The sequence below is a fragment of the Ramlibacter henchirensis genome (assembly GCF_004682015.1).
GTDB lineage: Bacteria > Pseudomonadota > Gammaproteobacteria > Burkholderiales > Burkholderiaceae_C > Ramlibacter > Ramlibacter henchirensis.
Map to the genome: position 1 here is coordinate 56,145 of NZ_SMLM01000003.1, position 16,331 is coordinate 72,475.

A 16,331-nucleotide genomic window follows, 5' to 3' on the forward strand; every position below is an offset into this window, starting at 1 on the left:
GCGATTGTCACATCCGCACCATGCGCGCCCCGATGACGAGAACGTCGAGCGGCCCGAGCCTGGGCCGGTGCCGGAAGGTGTCGAAGCCGAGGGCTTCGATCCTGTCCAGGATGCGCAGGCCGCCTTGCACCACGGCTCGCAGCTCCCATCCCGCGCGGCCCGGCACCCGATGCACGAGCGGCGCGCCTTCGAGCATCAGGCCGCGGGCCCACGCGCATTCGGCTTCCAGCAACGCCGCGCGTTGCGCTGCGGGCGACGCAGCGGGCGCGATCGGATCGACGCCGTGTTCGAGGCAGTCCGCATCGGGCAGGTAGCGGCGGCCGCGCGCAAGGTCCTGCCCGACGTCCTGCCAGAAGTTGATCAGCTGCAGCGCGGTGCAGACCGCGTCGCTGCGGGCGAGGGACGTCGCGTCCGAGACGCCATAGAGGTGCAGCATCAGACGTCCGACGGGATTGGCGGAGCGCCGGCAGTAGTCCAGCAGTTCCGCCCGGTCCGCATAGCCGGCGCCGTCGCGCGTCTTCACCACGTCCTGCTCGAAGGCACTCAGGAGGTCGAGGAGCGCGGAGACGGGCAGTTGCCATTCGGCCAAGGCACGCGCGAGGGGGCCGAAGACCGCAGGCCAGCGGTCCGAAGGCGGGCGGCCGGCTGCGATGGCATGCAAATCCGCGCGGTACGCAGCCAGCTCATCAAGCCTGTTTTGCGGTGAGGCATCGCCCTCATCCGCCAGGTCATCCGCGGTCCGTGCGAACCAGTAGATGGCGGCGACGGCGGGCCGCAGGCGCGGCGGGCACAGCCAGGAAGCGACCGGAAAGTTCTCGTAATGGTCGACGGGCCGGGCCCGGTGCAGAGCAGTCACGGGGCCGGATTCTCGCTTGACAAGGGCCGGAGGTTGCACTTAGATTACTAACCAGTCAGTCATTAGCAACGCTTCTCCCCGGGATTCCACCTATGCGCCTGCCTACCGCCCGCCCGCGGCTGCTGTTGCCGCTGCTGCTCGCAGCCACCCTCGCGGCCTGCTCCAGGCCGGAGCCCGCGCCCGAACCCATCCGCTCGGTCAAGGTCGTGACCGTGGGGACCAGCACCTACGGTTCGGCCTACGAATTCGCGGGCGAGGTGCGGCCGCGCCTCGAATCGCGCCTGGGGTTCCGCGTCGCCGGGAAGATCGTCCAGCGACAGGCCGAAGTCGGCCAGCGCGTGCGGCCCGGGCAGGTGCTCGCGCAGCTCGATCCGCAGGACTACCGCCTGGCGGCGGACGCCGCCCGTGCGCAGGTGGCGGCGGCCACGACCAACCGCGACCTGGCCGCGGCGGACTTCAAGCGCTATGCGACCCTGCGCGACCAGAACTTCATCAGCGGCGCGGAACTGGAGCGGCGCGAGAGCACGCTGAAGGCGGCCCAGGCGCAGCTGGAGCAGGCGCAGGCGCAACTCACGACGCAATCCAACCAGGCCGGCTACACGCGGCTGGTTGCGGACGTGTCCGGCGTGATCACCGCCATCGAGGCGGAACCCGGCCAGGTGGTGAGCTCCGGCGCGCCCGTGGTGCGCATCGCGCAGGACGGCCCGCGCGACGTGGTGTTCGCCGTGCCCGAGGACAAGGTGACCGCGATCCGCCCGGGCTCCGAGGTACGCGTGCGCGTCTGGGCCAATGGCGAGAGCGTGTCGGGCAAGGTCCGCGAAATCGCCGCCACCGCCGATCCCGTCACCCGCACGTATCCCGTGAAGGTGTCGCTCGAAGCTTCGGTCCAGCCGCCGCTGGGCGCGACCGCCTACGTGTCACCGCAGTCGCTCAGCCAGGCCGGCACGCAGGTGATCAAGCTGCCGACCAGCGCGCTGCGGCAGGACGGGCGGGAAACGGCCGTGTGGGTGCTCGATCGCTCGAGCATGACGGTTCGCTCGCAGCCGATCCGGATCGCCACCGCGGACGGCAACGAAGCCGTGGTCGCGGGCGGGCTGGAGCCCGGCACGCTGGTGGTCTCCGCGGGCGTGCATGTGCTCGCGCCGGGGCAGAAGGTGCGCATCTACGAAGAGCGCGCAGGCTCGCCGAATGGCGTCGCCACGCAGGCGGACAGCGCCTCGATCACCGCCGCCGCGGCGCGGCCGGTCACGACCAAGTGAGGCGGCCATGAGGGACGACGACACGCCGCCCGCGCGCGGCTTCAATCTCTCGCGCTGGGCCCTGGAGCACCCGGCGCTCACGCGCTACCTGATGGTGGTGCTGATGGTGCTGGGCTTCGCCGCCTACTTCCAGCTGGGGCAGGACGAAGACCCGCCGTTCACCTTCCGCGCGATGGTGGTGCGCACGAACTGGCCCGGCGCGACGGCGCAACAGGTGGCCGAGCAGGTGACGGACAGGATCGAGCGGACGCTGCAGGAGGTGCCGTACGCCGACATCATCCGCAGCTACTCCAAGCCGGGCGAGTCGCAGATCATTTTCCAGATCAAGGACTCGTCGAAGCCCTCCGAGGTCGCCAACGTCTGGTACACGGTGCGCAAGAAGATCGGCGACATGCGCCAGACGCTGCCCGCGGGCATCCAGGGGCCGTTCTTCAACGACGAATTCGGCGACGTCTACGGCGTGATCTACGCGCTCAAGGCCGATGCGGGCTTCAGCTACGCCGAACTCAAGACCTTCGCCGACGACGTGCGCCAGCAGCTGCTGCGCGTGCCCGACGTCGCCAAGGTCGAACTGTTCGGCGTGCAGGACGAGAAGCTCTACGTCGAGGTCTCGCAGAAGCGGCTGGCCCAGCTGGGCCTCGACCTGAACCAGGTGCTCGCCCAGCTCGGGCAGCAGAACGCGGTGGAGCCGGCCGGCGCCGTGCAGACGCCGCTGGACGTAGTGCAGGTGCGCGTGGGCGGCCAGTTCCAGGCAGTCGATCAGCTTACGGCGATGCCGATCCGCGGCAGCTCCGGCAACCAGCTCAAGCTGGGCGACATCGCGGAGATCAAGCGGGCCTACGTGGATCCGCCGCTGGTGAAAGTCCGCCACGACGGGCAGGAAGTGATCGCGCTGGGCGTGTCGATGACCAAGGGCGGCGACATCATCGAGCTGGGCCAGTCGCTGCGCGCCGCGTTCAACCGCATCGAGGACGGACTGCCCGCGGGCGTCCGACTGGTGCAGGTTCAGGACCAGCCGCGCGCGGTGGCCACGTCGGTCAACGAGTTCGTGCGGGTGCTGGTCGAGGCGGTGATCATCGTGCTGGCCGTGAGCTTCATCGCCCTGGGCCTGCACAAGCGCCCGAACGCCGCCGCGCTGCCGCTGTGGAAGCGCTGGTACGTGGACATGCGCCCCGGCCTGGTGGTCGGCATCACCATCCCGCTGGTGCTGGCCGTCACCTTCCTGGCCATGAATTACTGGGGCATCGGGCTGCACAAGATCTCGCTGGGCTCGCTGATCATCGCGCTGGGCCTGCTGGTGGACGACGCCATCATCGCGGTCGAGATGATGGTGCGGAAGATGGAGGAGGGCTACGACAAGGTCCGGGCCGCCACCTTCGCGTATGAGGTCACCGCGATGCCGATGCTCACCGGCACGCTGATCACCGCCACCGGCTTCCTGCCGATCGGCATGGCCCGCTCCACGGTGGGCGAGTACACGTTCGCCATCTTCGCCGTGACGGTGATCGCGCTGGTGCTCAGCTGGTTCGTCTCGGTCTACTTCGTGCCTTACCTCGGCACGCTGCTGCTCAAGGCCAAGCCCGTGTCCAGCGAGCACCACGAGCATTTCGACACGCCGTTCTATCGCACGTTCCGCCGCACGGTGGACTGGTGCGTGGAACACCGCTGGCTCACGATCGGTGCGACGCTGCTGGTGTTCGCGCTGGGCATCGTGGGCATGGGCAAGGTGCAGCAGCAGTTCTTCCCGGATTCGAGCCGGCCGGAGATCCTCGTCGCGCTGTGGTCGCCCGAGGGCACGTCGTTCACCGCGAACGAGGAAGTGGCCAGGCGGGTCGAAGCGCGCCTGAAGCGTGAGTCCGGCGTTACGACGGTCAGTACCTGGGTGGGCTCGGGCGTGCCGCGCTTCTACCTGCCGCTGGACCAGGTCTTCCCGCAGACCAACGTGTCGCAGCTGATCGTGATGCCGCAGGACCTGAAGACGCGCGAGAAGCTGCGGGTCGCGCTGCCCGCGCTGCTGGCGACCGAGTTCCCGGAGGTGCGAGGCCGCGTCACGCTGCTGCCCAACGGCCCGCCGGTTCCGTATCCGGTGATGTTCCGCGTGGTCGGAACCGACCCGGCGGTGCTGCGCGGCTACGCGGACCAGGTGAAGGAAGCGATGCGCGCCAGCCCCAACACGCGCGGCGTCAACGACAACTGGAACGAGGCGGTGAAGGTGCTGCGGCTGGAGATCGACCAGGCCAAGGCCCGCACCCTGGGCGTCACCAGCCAGTCCATCGCGCAGGCCTCGCGCACCATCCTGTCCGGCACGCCGGTGGGGCAGTACCGCGAAGGCGACAAGCTGATCGACATCGTGCTGCGCCAGCCGCTGGACGAGCGCAACGCGATCACCGACATTGGCAACGCCTACCTGCCGACTGCGTCGGGCAAGTCGATCCCGCTGACGCAGATCGCCAAGCCGGTGTTCACCTGGGAGCCGGGCGTGATGTGGCGCGAGGGCCGCAGCTACGCGATCACGGTGCAGAGCGACATCGTCGAAGGCCTGCAGGGCGCAACCGTCACGAATGAGCTGCTGCCCCAACTGCGCGAGCTGGAGAAGAAGTGGACGCCGGGCTACCAGATCCAGGTGGCGGGTGCGGTGGAGGAGAGCTCCAAGGGCTCTTCGTCGATCTCGGCGGGCGTTCCCGTCATGCTGTTCATCACCTTCACGCTGCTGATGCTGCAGCTGCATAGCTTCAGCCGCGCCATGCTGGTCTTCCTGACCGGCCCGCTGGGCATCGCGGGCGTGGCGGGCGCGCTGCTGGTGCTGGATCGGCCGTTCGGCTTCGTGGCGCTGCTGGGCGTGATCGCGCTCATGGGGATGATCCAGCGCAACTCGGTGATCCTGATCGACCAGATCGAGCAGGACCGCAGCCGCGGCGTGCCGGCGTGGGAGGCCATCGTCGAATCGGCGGTGCGAAGGCTGCGGCCGATCGTGCTGACGGCGGCGGCCGCGGTGCTGGCGATGATTCCGCTCTCGCGGTCCGTGTTCTGGGGGCCGATGGCGGTCGCGATCATGGGCGGGCTGATCGTCGCCACCGTGCTCACCCTGCTGGCGCTGCCGGCGATGTACGCGGCCTGGTTCCGCGTGAAGCGCCCCGGCGGCTGAGCCTCTGCGGGCCGAGCCGGTGCCCGCCTAGGGTTTAAAATCGCGGACTGACCGAATTCGGGCGGGCGGCCGGTGTTCCATTCCGGGCCGCCCGCCCTGCTTTTGGACCGCGCGGGTGGCGAAATTGGTAGACGCACCAGGTTTAGGTCCTGACGCCTTCACCGGCGTGTCGGTTCGAGTCCGACCCCGCGCACCACGATTGAAACCTCTAGAGACCCACCATGGCCGTGAACGTTGAAACCCTCGACAAGCTCGAACGCAAGATCACGCTGACGCTGCCCGCCGACGCGATCAAGTCCGAAGTCGACTCCCGCCTCAAGCGCCTGGCGCGCACCGTCAAGATGGACGGCTTCCGTCCCGGCAAGGTGCCGATCAACGTGGTGGCGCAGCGCTACGGCTACTCGGTGCACTACGAGGTGATGAACGACAAGGTGGGCGAGGCCTTCGCCCAGGCGGCCAACGAAGCCAAGCTGCGCGTCGCCGGCCAGCCGAAGATCACCGAGAAGCAGGAAGCGCCCGAGGGCCAGCTGGCCTTCGATGCGATCTTCGAGGTGTTCCCCGACGTCAAGATCGGCGACCTGTCCACCGCCGAAGTGGAGAAGCTCTCCGCCGAGGTGAGCGATGCCGCCATCGACAAGACGCTGGACATCCTGCGCAAGCAGCGCCGCACCTTCGCGCAGCGCGCGCAGGACGCGTCGGCGCAGGACGGCGACCGTGTCACCGTGGACTTCGAAGGCAAGATCGACGGCGAGACGTTCCAGGGCGGCAAGGCCGAGGACTTCCAGTTCCTGGTCGGCGAGGGCCAGATGCTCAAGGAGTTCGAGGACGCCGTGCGCGGCATGAAGTCCGGCGAGAGCAAGACCTTCCCGCTGGCCTTCCCGGCCGACTACCACGGCAAGGACGTGGCCGGGAAGACGGCCGATTTTCTGGTGACCGTCAAGAAGATCGAGGCCGCGAAACTGCCGGAGGTGAACGAGGACCTGGCCAAGTCGCTGGGCATCGCCGAAGGGACCGTGGAAGGCCTGCGCGCCGACATCAAGAAGAACCTGGAGCGCGAGGTCAAGTTCCGCCTGCTGGCGCGCAACAAGAACGCCGTGATGGACGCGCTGGTCTCGAAGGCCGAGCTCGACCTGCCCAAGAGCAGCGTGCAGGCCGAGATGGACCGCATGGTCGAAGGCGCGCGCGCCGACCTGAAGCAGCGTGGCGTGAAGGACGCCGACAAGGCGCCGATCCCCGACGACCTGTTCCGCCCGCAGGCCGAGCGCCGCGTGCGACTGGGCCTGGTGGTGGCCGAACTCGTTCGCGCCAACAACCTGCAGGCCAAGCCGGAGCAGATCCGCGCGCACGTGGAAGAGTTGTCCGCCAGCTACGAGAAGCCGGCCGAGGTGGTGCGCTGGTACTACAGCGACAACCGCCGCCTCGCGGAGGTCGAGGCCGTCGTCATCGAGAACAACGTCACGGAGTTCGTGCTCTCCAAGGCCCAGGTCAAGGACAAGCAGATCTCCTTCGACGAGCTGATGGGGCAGGGCTGACGAGGGCGGCTCGGAGCCGTCACAAACGCCGGGGCCTGGTGCCGGGACTTGCAGTCCGGCGCGCAGGCCCCATGTCTTTTTTGGCTACAGTAAGAGCCGCACTTCAGAGATTCCCCCAATGAGCTCACTAGACACCCAGGGCCTCGGCATGATCCCGATGGTCATCGAGCAGTCCGGCCGCGGCGAGCGGTCCTACGACATCTATTCGCGCCTGCTCAAGGAGCGCGTGGTGTTCCTGGTCGGCCCGGTCAACGACCAGACGGCCAACCTGGTGGTGGCGCAACTGCTGTTCCTCGAGAGCGAGAACCCCGACAAGGACATCTCGTTCTACATCAACTCCCCGGGCGGCAGCGTGAGCGCCGGCATGGCGATCTACGACACCATGAACTTCATCAAGCCGGACGTGTCCACGCTGTGCACCGGCATGGCCGCCAGCATGGGCGCCTTCCTGCTGGCCGCCGGGGCGAAGGGCAAGCGCTTCTCGCTGCCGCATTCGAAGATCATGATCCACCAGCCCCTGGGCGGCATGCAGGGCCAGGCCACCGACATCGAGATCCACGCCAAGGACATCCTCAAGACCCGGGCGCTGCTGAACAAGATCCTGGCGGACAAGACCGGCCAGCCGCTCGAGCGCATCGAGCGCGACACCGAGCGCGACTACTTCCTGTCGGCCGAAGAGGGCAGGGAATACGGCCTCGTCGACCAGGTCATCGCCAAGCGGCCCTGAGCGCCCCTTCCGCTTTCACCGACGCCCTTGCACGCCCGGTTGCGGTAGAGCAACGGCGTCTCCACTGACAGGAGGCGCCGCGGGACCTTTGGTTATCATTGAAATTCCACGCGACGGAAAGCGCACCCCCATGGCCGACAAGAAGGGCTCATCCAGCGAGAAAACGCTTTACTGCTCGTTTTGCGGGAAGAGCCAGCACGAGGTGAAGAAGCTCATCGCAGGCCCATCTGTCTTCATCTGCGACGAGTGCATCGACCTTTGCAACGAGATCATCCGCGACGAGCTTCCCGCGGGTGAGGAGCAGCGCGAGGCGCGCGGCGACCTGCCCACGCCCACCGAGATCAAGGCCAACCTGGACAACTACGTCATCGGGCAGGAGGCGGCCAAGCGCGCTCTGTCGGTGGCCGTGTACAACCACTACAAGCGGCTGCGCCACAAGGACAAGGCCAAGAAGGACGACGTCGAGCTCACCAAGAGCAACATCCTCCTGATCGGCCCCACCGGCTCGGGCAAGACCCTGCTGGCCCAGACGCTGGCGCGCATGCTCGACGTTCCGTTCGTCATGGCCGACGCCACCACGCTGACCGAAGCGGGCTACGTGGGCGAGGACGTCGAGAACATCATCCAGAAGCTGCTCCAGAGCTGCAACTACGAGGTGGAGCGCGCCCAGCGAGGCATCGTGTACATCGACGAGATCGACAAGATCTCGCGCAAGTCCGACAACCCCAGCATCACGCGGGACGTGTCGGGCGAGGGTGTGCAGCAGGCCCTGCTGAAGCTGATCGAAGGCACCATGGCCAGCGTGCCGCCGCAGGGCGGCCGCAAGCACCCGAACCAGGATTTCCTGCAGATCGACACCACCAACATCCTGTTCATCTGCGGCGGCGCCTTCGCCGGGCTGGAGAAGGTGATCGAGCAGCGCACCGAAGGCTCGGGCATCGGCTTTGGCGCGGCGGTCAAGAGCAAGGCCCAGCGCAGCCTCACGGACGTCTTCCGCGAAGTCGAGCCGGAGGACCTGATCAAGTTCGGCCTCATCCCCGAGCTGGTCGGCCGCATGCCGGTGGTCGCCACGCTGGCCGAGCTGTCGGAAGAGGCGCTGGTCCAGATCCTGACCGAGCCGAAGAACGCCCTGGTCAAGCAGTACGCCAAGCTGCTGGCCATGGAAGGCGTCGACCTCGAGATCCGTCCCAGCGCGCTGCGCGCCATCGCCCGCAAGGCCCTGGCCCGCAAGACCGGCGCGCGGGGGCTGCGCTCCATCCTGGAGCAGTCGTTGATCGACACCATGTTCGAGCTGCCCAACACCTCGAACGTGGACAAGGTCGTGGTGGACGAGTCCACCATCGAAGAGAGCAAGCCGCCGCTGCTGGTGTACCGGGAAGCGGCCAAGAAGGCCTGAACTCCCCCGTTTTCCCGTTGACTCGACCTTTTCTTCCCACCCCCGGCGCCCACCGCGCCGGCGGACGGGTTGAAAATCCGCATTTCCGGGCCATCTGCGCCAGGTAACACAAGGATCCTCATGTCCGGACACGTCCCGCTTCCCGCCACCCCGATCGAGCTGCCGCTGCTGCCGCTGCGCGACGTGGTGGTGTTCCCCCACATGGTCATCCCGCTGTTCGTCGGCCGGCCCAAGAGCATCAAGGCCCTCGAGGCCGCGATGGAGGCCGAGCGCCGCATCATGCTGGTGGCGCAGAAGGCGGCCGCCAAGGACGAGCCTTCCGTCAACGACATGTTCGAGGTGGGCTGCGTCTCCACCATCCTGCAGATGCTCAAGCTGCCCGACGGCACGGTGAAGGTGCTGGTCGAAGGCCAGCAGCGCGCCCGGGTGAACAGGATCGACGAGGGCGAGGCCCACTTCCTAGCCAACGTCACGCCGGTCGATCCTGCCGAGCAGGACGCCAAGTCCAGCGAGATCGAGGCGCTGCGCCGCGCGGTGATGCAGCAGTTCGACCAGTACGTGAAGTTGAACAAGAAGATCCCGCCGGAGATCCTCACGTCCATCTCCAGCATCGACGACGCGGGCCGGCTGGCGGACACCATCGCCGCGCACCTGCCGCTGAAGCTGGACAACAAGCAGATCGTGCTGGACCTGGCCGACATCAAGGCGCGGCTGGAGAACCTGTTCGAGCAGATCGAGCGCGAGGTCGACATCCTCAACGTCGACAAGAAGATCCGCTCGCGCGTGAAGCGCCAGATGGAGAAGAACCAGCGCGACTTCTACCTCAACGAGCAGGTCAAGGCCATCCAGAAGGAGCTGGGCGAGGGCGAAGAGGGCGCCGACATCGAGGAGATCGAGAAGAAGATCAAGTCGGCCAAGATGCCCAAGGACGCCCTGAAGAAGGCCGAGGGCGAGCTCAAGAAGCTCAAGCTGATGTCGCCCATGTCGGCCGAGGCCACCGTGGTGCGCAACTACATCGACGTGCTCACCAGCTTGCCGTGGAGCAAGCGCACGAAGATCAAGCACAACCTGGCCCATGCCGAGGACGTGCTCAACGAAGACCATTACGGCCTCGAGAAGGTCAAGGACCGCATCCTCGAGTACCTCGCGGTGCAGCAGCGCGTGGACAAGGTGAAGGCCCCGATCCTGTGCCTCGTGGGCCCGCCGGGCGTGGGCAAGACGTCGCTGGGGCAATCGGTGGCCAAGGCCACCGGCCGCAAGTACGTGCGCATGGCGCTAGGCGGCATGCGCGACGAGGCGGAGATCCGCGGCCACCGCCGCACCTACATCGGCGCGCTGCCGGGCAAGGTGCTGCAGTCGCTGTCCAAGGTGGGCACGCGCAACCCGCTGTTCCTGCTGGACGAGATCGACAAGCTCGGCACCGACTTCCGCGGCGACCCCTCCAGCGCGCTGCTGGAAGTGCTGGACCCGGAGCAGAACCACACCTTCAGCGACCACTACGTCGAGGTCGACTTCGACCTGTCGGACGTGATGTTCGTCGCGACGTCGAACTCGATGAACATCCCGCCCGCGCTGCTGGACCGGATGGAAGTGATCCGCCTCTCGGGCTACACCGAGGACGAGAAGACCAACATCGCCATCAAGTACCTGCTGCCCAAGCAGATGAAGAACAACGGCGTGAAGGACAACGAACTCGAGGTCACCGAAGACGCCATCCGCGACATCGTCCGCTACTACACGCGCGAGGCGGGCGTGCGTTCGCTCGAGCGCGAGCTGTCCAAGATCTGCCGCAAGGTGGTCAAGGGCCTGCAGTTGAAGAAGATGACGCCCAAGGTGGTCGTCAGCGCGGAAAACCTCAACGACTTCCTCGGCGTCCGCAAGCACACCTACGGCCGCGCCGAGAAGCAGAACCAGGTCGGCCAGGTGGTCGGCCTCGCGTGGACCGAGGTGGGCGGCGACCTGCTCACCATCGAGGCGGCGCTCATGCCCGGCAAGGGCAACATCCTGCGCACCGGCTCGCTGGGCGACGTGATGAAGGAGTCGGTGGAGGCCGCGCGCACGGTGGTGCGCAGCCGCTCGCGGCGCCTGGGCATCCCGGACGAAGTGTTCGAGAAGAAGGACATGCACATCCACGTGCCCGATGGCGCGACGCCCAAGGACGGCCCAAGCGCGGGCATCGCGATGACCACCGCGATCGTCTCGGCGCTCACCGGCATCCCGGTGCGCAGCGAAGTCGCGATGACCGGCGAGATCACGCTGCGTGGCGAGGTCACCGCGATCGGCGGGCTGAAGGAGAAGCTGCTCGCGGCCCTGCGCGGCGGCATCAAGACGGTGCTGATCCCGGAAGAGAACACCAAGGACCTGCAGGACATCCCGGAGAACGTGAAGAACGGCCTGGAGATCGTGCCGGTCAAGTGGATCGACCGCGTGCTGGAAGTGGCGCTCGAGCGGCAGGCCACGCCGCTGCCGGAGGACGAACCGCAGCCCGCCGCCGCGAGCACCACGCCCGATGGCGCGCCCGCGGTGCCGGCCTCGGTGAAGCACTGAGATTTTTTCGCCGGGCCGAAAGAGGGCCTCGAAATTGGCCCTATAATGGCGGGCTTACGCGGGAGTAGCTCAGTTGGTAGAGCGCAACCTTGCCAAGGTTGAGGTCGCGAGTTCGAGACTCGTCTCCCGCTCCAGTTTCTGAACGCGAAAAGGGAAGCCCAGGCTTCCCTTTTTCGCTCGAAGGGATCCGAGACACGGCGCGTTAGCAAAGCGGTTATGCAGCGGATTGCAAATCCGTTTAGATCGGTTCGACTCCGGTACGCGCCTCCACCCACAGCCCCGTGCCCCGCGCCGGGGCTGTTTGCTTTTTGGCGTACAGTGAACCGCCGGCCTCGATGGTGAAATTGGTAGACACAGCGGACTTAAAATCCGCCGCTTGCTGCAAGGCGGCGTACCGGTTCGAGCCCGGTTCGAGGCACCAGGCACCAGGCACGCGCGGACAGGCCGCCGGATACAGCGCATAGGCGGACAGCACATGGCGAACTACGACAACGCCCCCTTCGAGATCCACGTCCATGGCGACGTGCCGCTGCGCGCCGACGTTACCTACGCCCAGCTGCAAGAGGCGCTCAAGCCCCTGTGGAAGTACGCCGGGGCCAAGTCGCTGGCCGACGGCGCCGAGAGCGCTTACGAGGAAGAGCCGGGCATCAAGTTCGACGCGCAGGAGCACCTGCTCACCATGTGCTGGACGGTCGGCGGGGACATGGACTTCCGCCAGTCGCTGGACGACATGTGCATGAGCCTCAACGAGCTGGCCGAGCAGGGCGCGGCCATCGAGGTCACCTTCTACGACGCCGAGTTCGACGAGGAAGAGGAGCCGCCCGAGGCCGAGTCGCGCGACGACTTCATCATGCTGTTCGTCGGCCCGACGCCGGCGGCCATCATGCAGGTGCAGCGCGACCTGCTGGTCGAGGACGTGGTGAACCTGATGGAGCGCCACTTCGACACCCAGGAGCTGGGCGGCGTGGTGGCCGAGATCGACAAGCTGTTCTCGCAGCGCTTCGACGCGCTGGTGAGTTCGCTCGAGATCGGCAAGCCCCCGCGCGGCGGCGGCAGCGGAGGCAGCCATGGCGGCGGTCGACGGCCGCGCCACCTGCATTGAAGGACGATGACGACGCGGCCCCGGTGGCCGCGTTTTTTCTGGAGGAGGCGAGCCCATGGCCTTGTTCCCGCAGGACGCGCTGAACCCCGGCGTGCGCAGGCGCGAGGTGTTCGGCTGGGCGATGTACGACTTCGCCAACTCGGGCTACACCACCGTCGTGATCACCGCGGTCTTCGCCGCGTACTTCGTCGGCGGCATCGCGGGCAAGGCGCCCTGGGCCACCTTCGCGTGGACGGCGGCGCTCTCGATCTCCTATGCGATCGTGATGCTCACCATGCCCAGCCTCGGCGCGTATGCGGACCTGCGGGCGGCCAAGAAGAAACTGCTGATGGTGGTCACGGCGGCCTGCGTGGTGAGCACCGCCGCGCTCGCGCTGGCCCAGCCTGGGTCCGTCGCGCTCGCGATGTTGCTGATCATCGTCTCCAATACCTTCTACAGCTATGGCGAGTCGCTGACCGCGGCCTTCCTGCCGGAGCTGGCGCGGCCGCACGCGCTGGGCAAGGTCAGTGGATGGGGCTGGGGCTTCGGCTACTTTGGCGGGATGCTGGCGCTGGGCATCTGCCTGGCATACGTGCTGTCGGCGCAGGCGCGGGGCATCCCCGCGCAGCGGTTCGTGCCCGTGACCATGCTGGTGACGGCCGCGATCTACGGGCTGGCGGCGCTCGTCACCTTTCGGCTGCTGCGCGAACGTGCGCAGCCCAATCCGCAGGCGCTGCGGCAGGGCGGCCTGCGCGCCTCGCTGCAGCAGCTGCGCCAGACCTTCCGGCAGGCGCGCCGCTACCGCGACTTCATGTGGCTGATGGCGTGCGCCGTGTTCTACCAGGGTGGAGTGGCGGTGGCCGTGACGCTGGCCGCGATCTACGCGGAGCAGGTGATCGGCTTCCAGCCGCAGGAGACGATGGTGCTGATCTTCGTGCTCAACCTCGCGGCCGCAGGCGGCGCCTTCGCGTGGGGGTACCTGCAGGACCGCATCGGGCACAAGCTGGCCCTGGGCAGCACTCTCGTGGGCTGGATCGCCACGTGCGTCATCGCGGCCCTGACCACGACCAAGGGCGGCTTCTGGTGGGCCGCCGCGATCGCCGGCCTGTGCATGGGCTCCAGCCAGTCGGCGGGGCGCGCGATGGCCGGCATGTTCGCGCCGAAGCGGCAGTCGGCCGAGTTCTTCGGCCTGTGGACTTTCGCGATCCGGTTCGCGAGCATCGTCGGGCCGCTGTCGTACGGCGCGATCACCTGGGCGACCGGCGGCAACCAGCGCACCGCGATCCTGTCCACGACCGCGCTCTTCATCGTGGGCCTGGTGCTGCTCGCGAAAGTGGATGTGCAGCGCGGCCGCCTCGCTGCCTCGGAGGCGGACGAACAGCCGCTGGAAGACGGGCGGCTCGCGCCCGCCTGAAGCGCGCGCCCGGTCAGGCGGCCGCGACCGGGATCTTCTTGAACTCGCCCGTGGCGATGCGCTTGCTCCACTCGGCCGGACCGGTGATGTGGGCGCTGGTGCCGCCGGCGTCCACCGCCACCGTCACCGGCATGTCGACGACGTCGAACTCGTAGATCGCTTCCATGCCGAGGTCCTCGAAGCCGACCACGCGGGCCTTCTTGATCGCCTTGCTCACCAGGTAGGCCGCGCCGCCCACTGCCATGAGGTAGGCGGAGCGGTGCTTCTTGATCGCCTCGATGGCCGCCGGGCCGCGCTCGGCCTTGCCGATCATCGCGATCAGCCCGGTCCGGGCCAGCATCATGTCGGTGAACTTGTCCATGCGCGTCGAGGTCGTCGGGCCCGCGGGGCCGACCGCTTCATCGCGCACGGGATCGACGGGGCCGACGTAGTAGATGACGCGGTTGGTGAAGTCCACCGGCAGCTTCTCGCACTTGGCCAGCATGTCCTGGATGCGCTTGTGCGCGGCGTCGCGGCCGGTGAGCATCTTGCCGTTGAGAAGCAGCGTTTCGCCCGGCTTCCAGCCGGCGACTTCCTCGCGCGTGAGCGTGTCCAGGTCGACGCGGCGGCTCTTCTGCGTGTCGGGCATCCACTCGACCTTGGGCCAGAGGTCCAGGCTGGGCGCCTCGAGGTACACAGGGCCGGAGCCATCCAGCACGAAGTGCGCGTGGCGCGTCGCCGCGCAGTTGGGGATCATCGCCACCGGCTTGCTGGCCGCGTGCGTCGGGTACATCTTGATCTTGACGTCCAGCACGGTCGTGAGGCCGCCCAGGCCCTGCGCGCCGATGCCCAGCGCGTTCACTTTCTCGAACAGCTCCAGGCGTAGCTCCTCGACCTGCGTGAGCTTCTCGCCCTTCGCCGCCCTGGCCTGCAGCTCGTACATGTCGAGGTCGTCCATCAGGCTTTCCTTGGCCATCAGGACCGCCTTCTCGGCGGTGCCGCCGATGCCGATGCCCAGCATGCCGGGAGGGCACCAGCCCGCGCCCATGGTGGGCACCGTCTTCAACACCCAGTCGACGACCGAGTCGCTCGGGTTGAGCATCACCATCTTGCTCTTGTTCTCGCTGCCGCCGCCCTTGGCCGCGACCGTGACATCGACTTTGTCGCCCGGCACCAGCTCCGTGAAGATCACCGCCGGTGTGTTGTCCCTGGTGTTCTTGCGGGCGAACTGCGGATCGGCCACCACGCTGGCGCGCAGCGTGTTGTCAGGATGGTTGTAGCCGCGGCGCACGCCTTCGTTCACCGCGTCTTCCACGCTGCCGGTGAAGCCCTCGAAGCGCACGTCCATCCCGACCTTGAGGAACACGTTGACGATGCCGGTGTCCTGGCAGATCGGCCGATGCCCGGTCGCGCTCATCTTGCTGTTGGTCAGGATCTGCGCGATCGCGTCCTTGGCCGCGGGGCTCTGCTCGCGCTCGTAGGCGCGCGCGAGATGCGTGATGTAGTCGGCGGGGTGGTAGTAGCTGATGTACTGCAGCGCGGCCGAGATGGATTCGATCAGGTCGGCTTGCTTGATGGTGGTCGGCATGTCTGTTGAGCTTCCAAGGCGCAGCCTGCGATTATCCCATCCGCACAGTGGTGGCCGCGCGTGCGAGCCTTGACGCGTCTCGAGCGCGCGCCGCATCATGTTCCTTCCGCGGCGACGCCCGCTCCTCGAGAGGAGACAACCATGACCCTGCGCATCAACGACGTGGCGCCCGACTTCAAGGCCGAAACGACCAAGGGCCCCATCAACTTCCACGAGTGGATCGGCGACGGCTGGGCGATCCTGTTCTCGCATCCGAAGGACTTCACGCCCGTGTGCACCACCGAGCTGGGCTACATGGCGCGCATCGAGCCCGAGTTCACCAAGCGCAACGCCAGGCTCATCGGCCTGAGCGTCGATCCAGTGGACAGCCACCAGCGCTGGCTGGGGGACATCGAGGAGACCCAGGGCGCCAAGGTCAACTATCCGATCATCGCGGACCGCGACCTGGCCGTCTCCAAGCTGTACAACATGCTGCCCGCCGAGGAGACCGGCACTTCCGAGGGCCGCACGCCCGTCACCAACCAGACGGTTCGCACCGTGTTCGTGATCGGCCCGGACAAGCGCATCAAGATGATGCTGGCCTATCCCATGACCACGGGCCGCAACTTCGACGAGATCCTTCGCGTGATCGACTCGATCCAGATGACGGCCAAGCACAGGGTGGCCACCCCGGCCAACTGGAAGCAGGGCGAAGACGTCATCATCGCCAGCTCGGTCTCCGACGAGGAAGCGAAGAAGCTGTTCCCGGGCGGCTGGAAGACGGTCAAGCCGTATCTGCGCGTTGTCGGCCAGCCGCGCTGACGCGGG

At 67.3% G+C, this 16,331-nt stretch carries 11 protein-coding genes and 4 tRNA genes; 13 read left to right on the plus strand and 2 right to left on the minus strand.

Going from position 1 to position 16,331, the window contains the following annotated elements:
• Window positions 1–7: 7 nt before the first annotated feature.
• Window positions 8–856 (minus strand): squalene synthase HpnC, encoded by an 849-nt coding sequence (gene hpnC / locus EZ313_RS18345; protein ID WP_135264767.1) that lies wholly within the window; start codon window positions 854–856, stop codon window positions 8–10.
• Between the two features lie 92 nt (window positions 857–948).
• On the opposite strand from hpnC, the gene EZ313_RS18350 reads away from it, so the two are divergent.
• From EZ313_RS18350 to EZ313_RS18405, 12 genes are all read left to right on the plus strand, one after another.
• On the plus strand, window positions 949–2,115 hold the full coding sequence (locus tag EZ313_RS18350) for an efflux RND transporter periplasmic adaptor subunit (RefSeq protein ID WP_135264768.1): 1,167 nt from the start codon (window positions 949–951) through the stop codon (window positions 2,113–2,115).
• 7 nt (window positions 2,116–2,122) lie between these two features.
• Window positions 2,123–5,260 (plus strand): efflux RND transporter permease subunit, encoded by a 3,138-nt coding sequence (locus EZ313_RS18355; RefSeq protein ID WP_135264769.1) that lies wholly within the window; start codon window positions 2,123–2,125, stop codon window positions 5,258–5,260.
• A 109-nt stretch (window positions 5,261–5,369) separates the two neighbouring features.
• Window positions 5,370–5,456: transfer RNA gene (locus EZ313_RS18360), tRNA-Leu, on the plus strand.
• 25 nt (window positions 5,457–5,481) lie between these two features.
• Window positions 5,482–6,792 carry a trigger factor gene (gene tig, locus EZ313_RS18365; protein WP_135264770.1) on the plus strand — a complete coding sequence of 437 codons (1,311 nt, stop codon included), beginning with the start codon at window positions 5,482–5,484 and terminating at the stop codon, window positions 6,790–6,792.
• A gap of 118 nt (window positions 6,793–6,910) precedes the next feature.
• Window positions 6,911–7,519: an ATP-dependent Clp endopeptidase proteolytic subunit ClpP gene (gene clpP, locus EZ313_RS18370; RefSeq protein WP_135264771.1), complete on the plus strand. Its 609-nt coding sequence runs from the start codon at window positions 6,911–6,913 to the stop codon at window positions 7,517–7,519.
• A gap of 130 nt (window positions 7,520–7,649) precedes the next feature.
• Window positions 7,650–8,915, plus strand: a complete 1,266-nt coding sequence (clpX, locus tag EZ313_RS18375) for an ATP-dependent Clp protease ATP-binding subunit ClpX (RefSeq protein WP_135264772.1) — start codon at window positions 7,650–7,652, stop codon at window positions 8,913–8,915.
• Between the two features lie 120 nt (window positions 8,916–9,035).
• Window positions 9,036–11,462 (plus strand): endopeptidase La, encoded by a 2,427-nt coding sequence (gene lon, locus EZ313_RS18380; RefSeq protein ID WP_135264773.1) that lies wholly within the window; start codon window positions 9,036–9,038, stop codon window positions 11,460–11,462.
• A 58-nt stretch (window positions 11,463–11,520) separates the two neighbouring features.
• Window positions 11,521–11,596 (plus strand) — tRNA-Gly (locus EZ313_RS18385).
• A gap of 62 nt (window positions 11,597–11,658) precedes the next feature.
• Window positions 11,659–11,732, plus strand: a tRNA-Cys gene (locus EZ313_RS18390).
• A 59-nt stretch (window positions 11,733–11,791) separates the two neighbouring features.
• A tRNA-Leu gene (locus tag EZ313_RS18395) sits at window positions 11,792–11,883 on the plus strand.
• A 54-nt stretch (window positions 11,884–11,937) separates the two neighbouring features.
• Entirely contained in the window at window positions 11,938–12,564 is a 627-nt protein-coding gene (locus EZ313_RS18400; protein ID WP_135264774.1) for a DUF6806 family protein, read from the plus strand.
• Window positions 12,565–12,619: 55 nt separating this feature from the next.
• Window positions 12,620–13,957: an MFS transporter gene (locus tag EZ313_RS18405; protein ID WP_135264775.1), complete on the plus strand. Its 1,338-nt coding sequence runs from the start codon at window positions 12,620–12,622 to the stop codon at window positions 13,955–13,957.
• Window positions 13,958–13,970: 13 nt separating this feature from the next.
• Here the strand turns inward: EZ313_RS18405 and EZ313_RS18410 are convergent, their stop codons facing one another.
• On the minus strand, window positions 13,971–15,524 hold the full coding sequence (locus tag EZ313_RS18410; RefSeq protein ID WP_135264776.1) for a fumarate hydratase: 1,554 nt from the start codon (window positions 15,522–15,524) through the stop codon (window positions 13,971–13,973).
• A 141-nt stretch (window positions 15,525–15,665) separates the two neighbouring features.
• Between EZ313_RS18410 and EZ313_RS18415 the strand changes: the two genes are divergently transcribed.
• Entirely contained in the window at window positions 15,666–16,325 is a 660-nt protein-coding gene (locus EZ313_RS18415; protein ID WP_135264777.1) for a peroxiredoxin, read from the plus strand.
• Window positions 16,326–16,331: the final 6 nt, after the last annotated feature.

Bases quoted from the DNA above. Each gene is read 5' to 3' on its own strand.
- EZ313_RS18350 (WP_135264768.1), top strand. From the start codon at position 949: ATGCGCCTGCCTACCGCCCGCCCGCGGCTGCTGTTGCCGCTGCTGCTC.
- EZ313_RS18355 (WP_135264769.1), top strand. From the start codon at position 2,123: ATGAGGGACGACGACACGCCGCCCGCGCGCGGCTTCAATCTCTCGCGC.
- tig (WP_135264770.1), top strand. From the start codon at position 5,482: ATGGCCGTGAACGTTGAAACCCTCGACAAGCTCGAACGCAAGATCACG.
- clpP (WP_135264771.1), top strand. From the start codon at position 6,911: ATGAGCTCACTAGACACCCAGGGCCTCGGCATGATCCCGATGGTCATC.
- clpX (WP_135264772.1), top strand. From the start codon at position 7,650: ATGGCCGACAAGAAGGGCTCATCCAGCGAGAAAACGCTTTACTGCTCG.
- lon (WP_135264773.1), top strand. From the start codon at position 9,036: ATGTCCGGACACGTCCCGCTTCCCGCCACCCCGATCGAGCTGCCGCTG.
- EZ313_RS18400 (WP_135264774.1), top strand. From the start codon at position 11,938: ATGGCGAACTACGACAACGCCCCCTTCGAGATCCACGTCCATGGCGAC.
- EZ313_RS18405 (WP_135264775.1), top strand. From the start codon at position 12,620: ATGGCCTTGTTCCCGCAGGACGCGCTGAACCCCGGCGTGCGCAGGCGC.
- EZ313_RS18410 (WP_135264776.1), bottom strand. From the start codon at position 15,524: ATGCCGACCACCATCAAGCAAGCCGACCTGATCGAATCCATCTCGGCC.
- EZ313_RS18415 (WP_135264777.1), top strand. From the start codon at position 15,666: ATGACCCTGCGCATCAACGACGTGGCGCCCGACTTCAAGGCCGAAACG.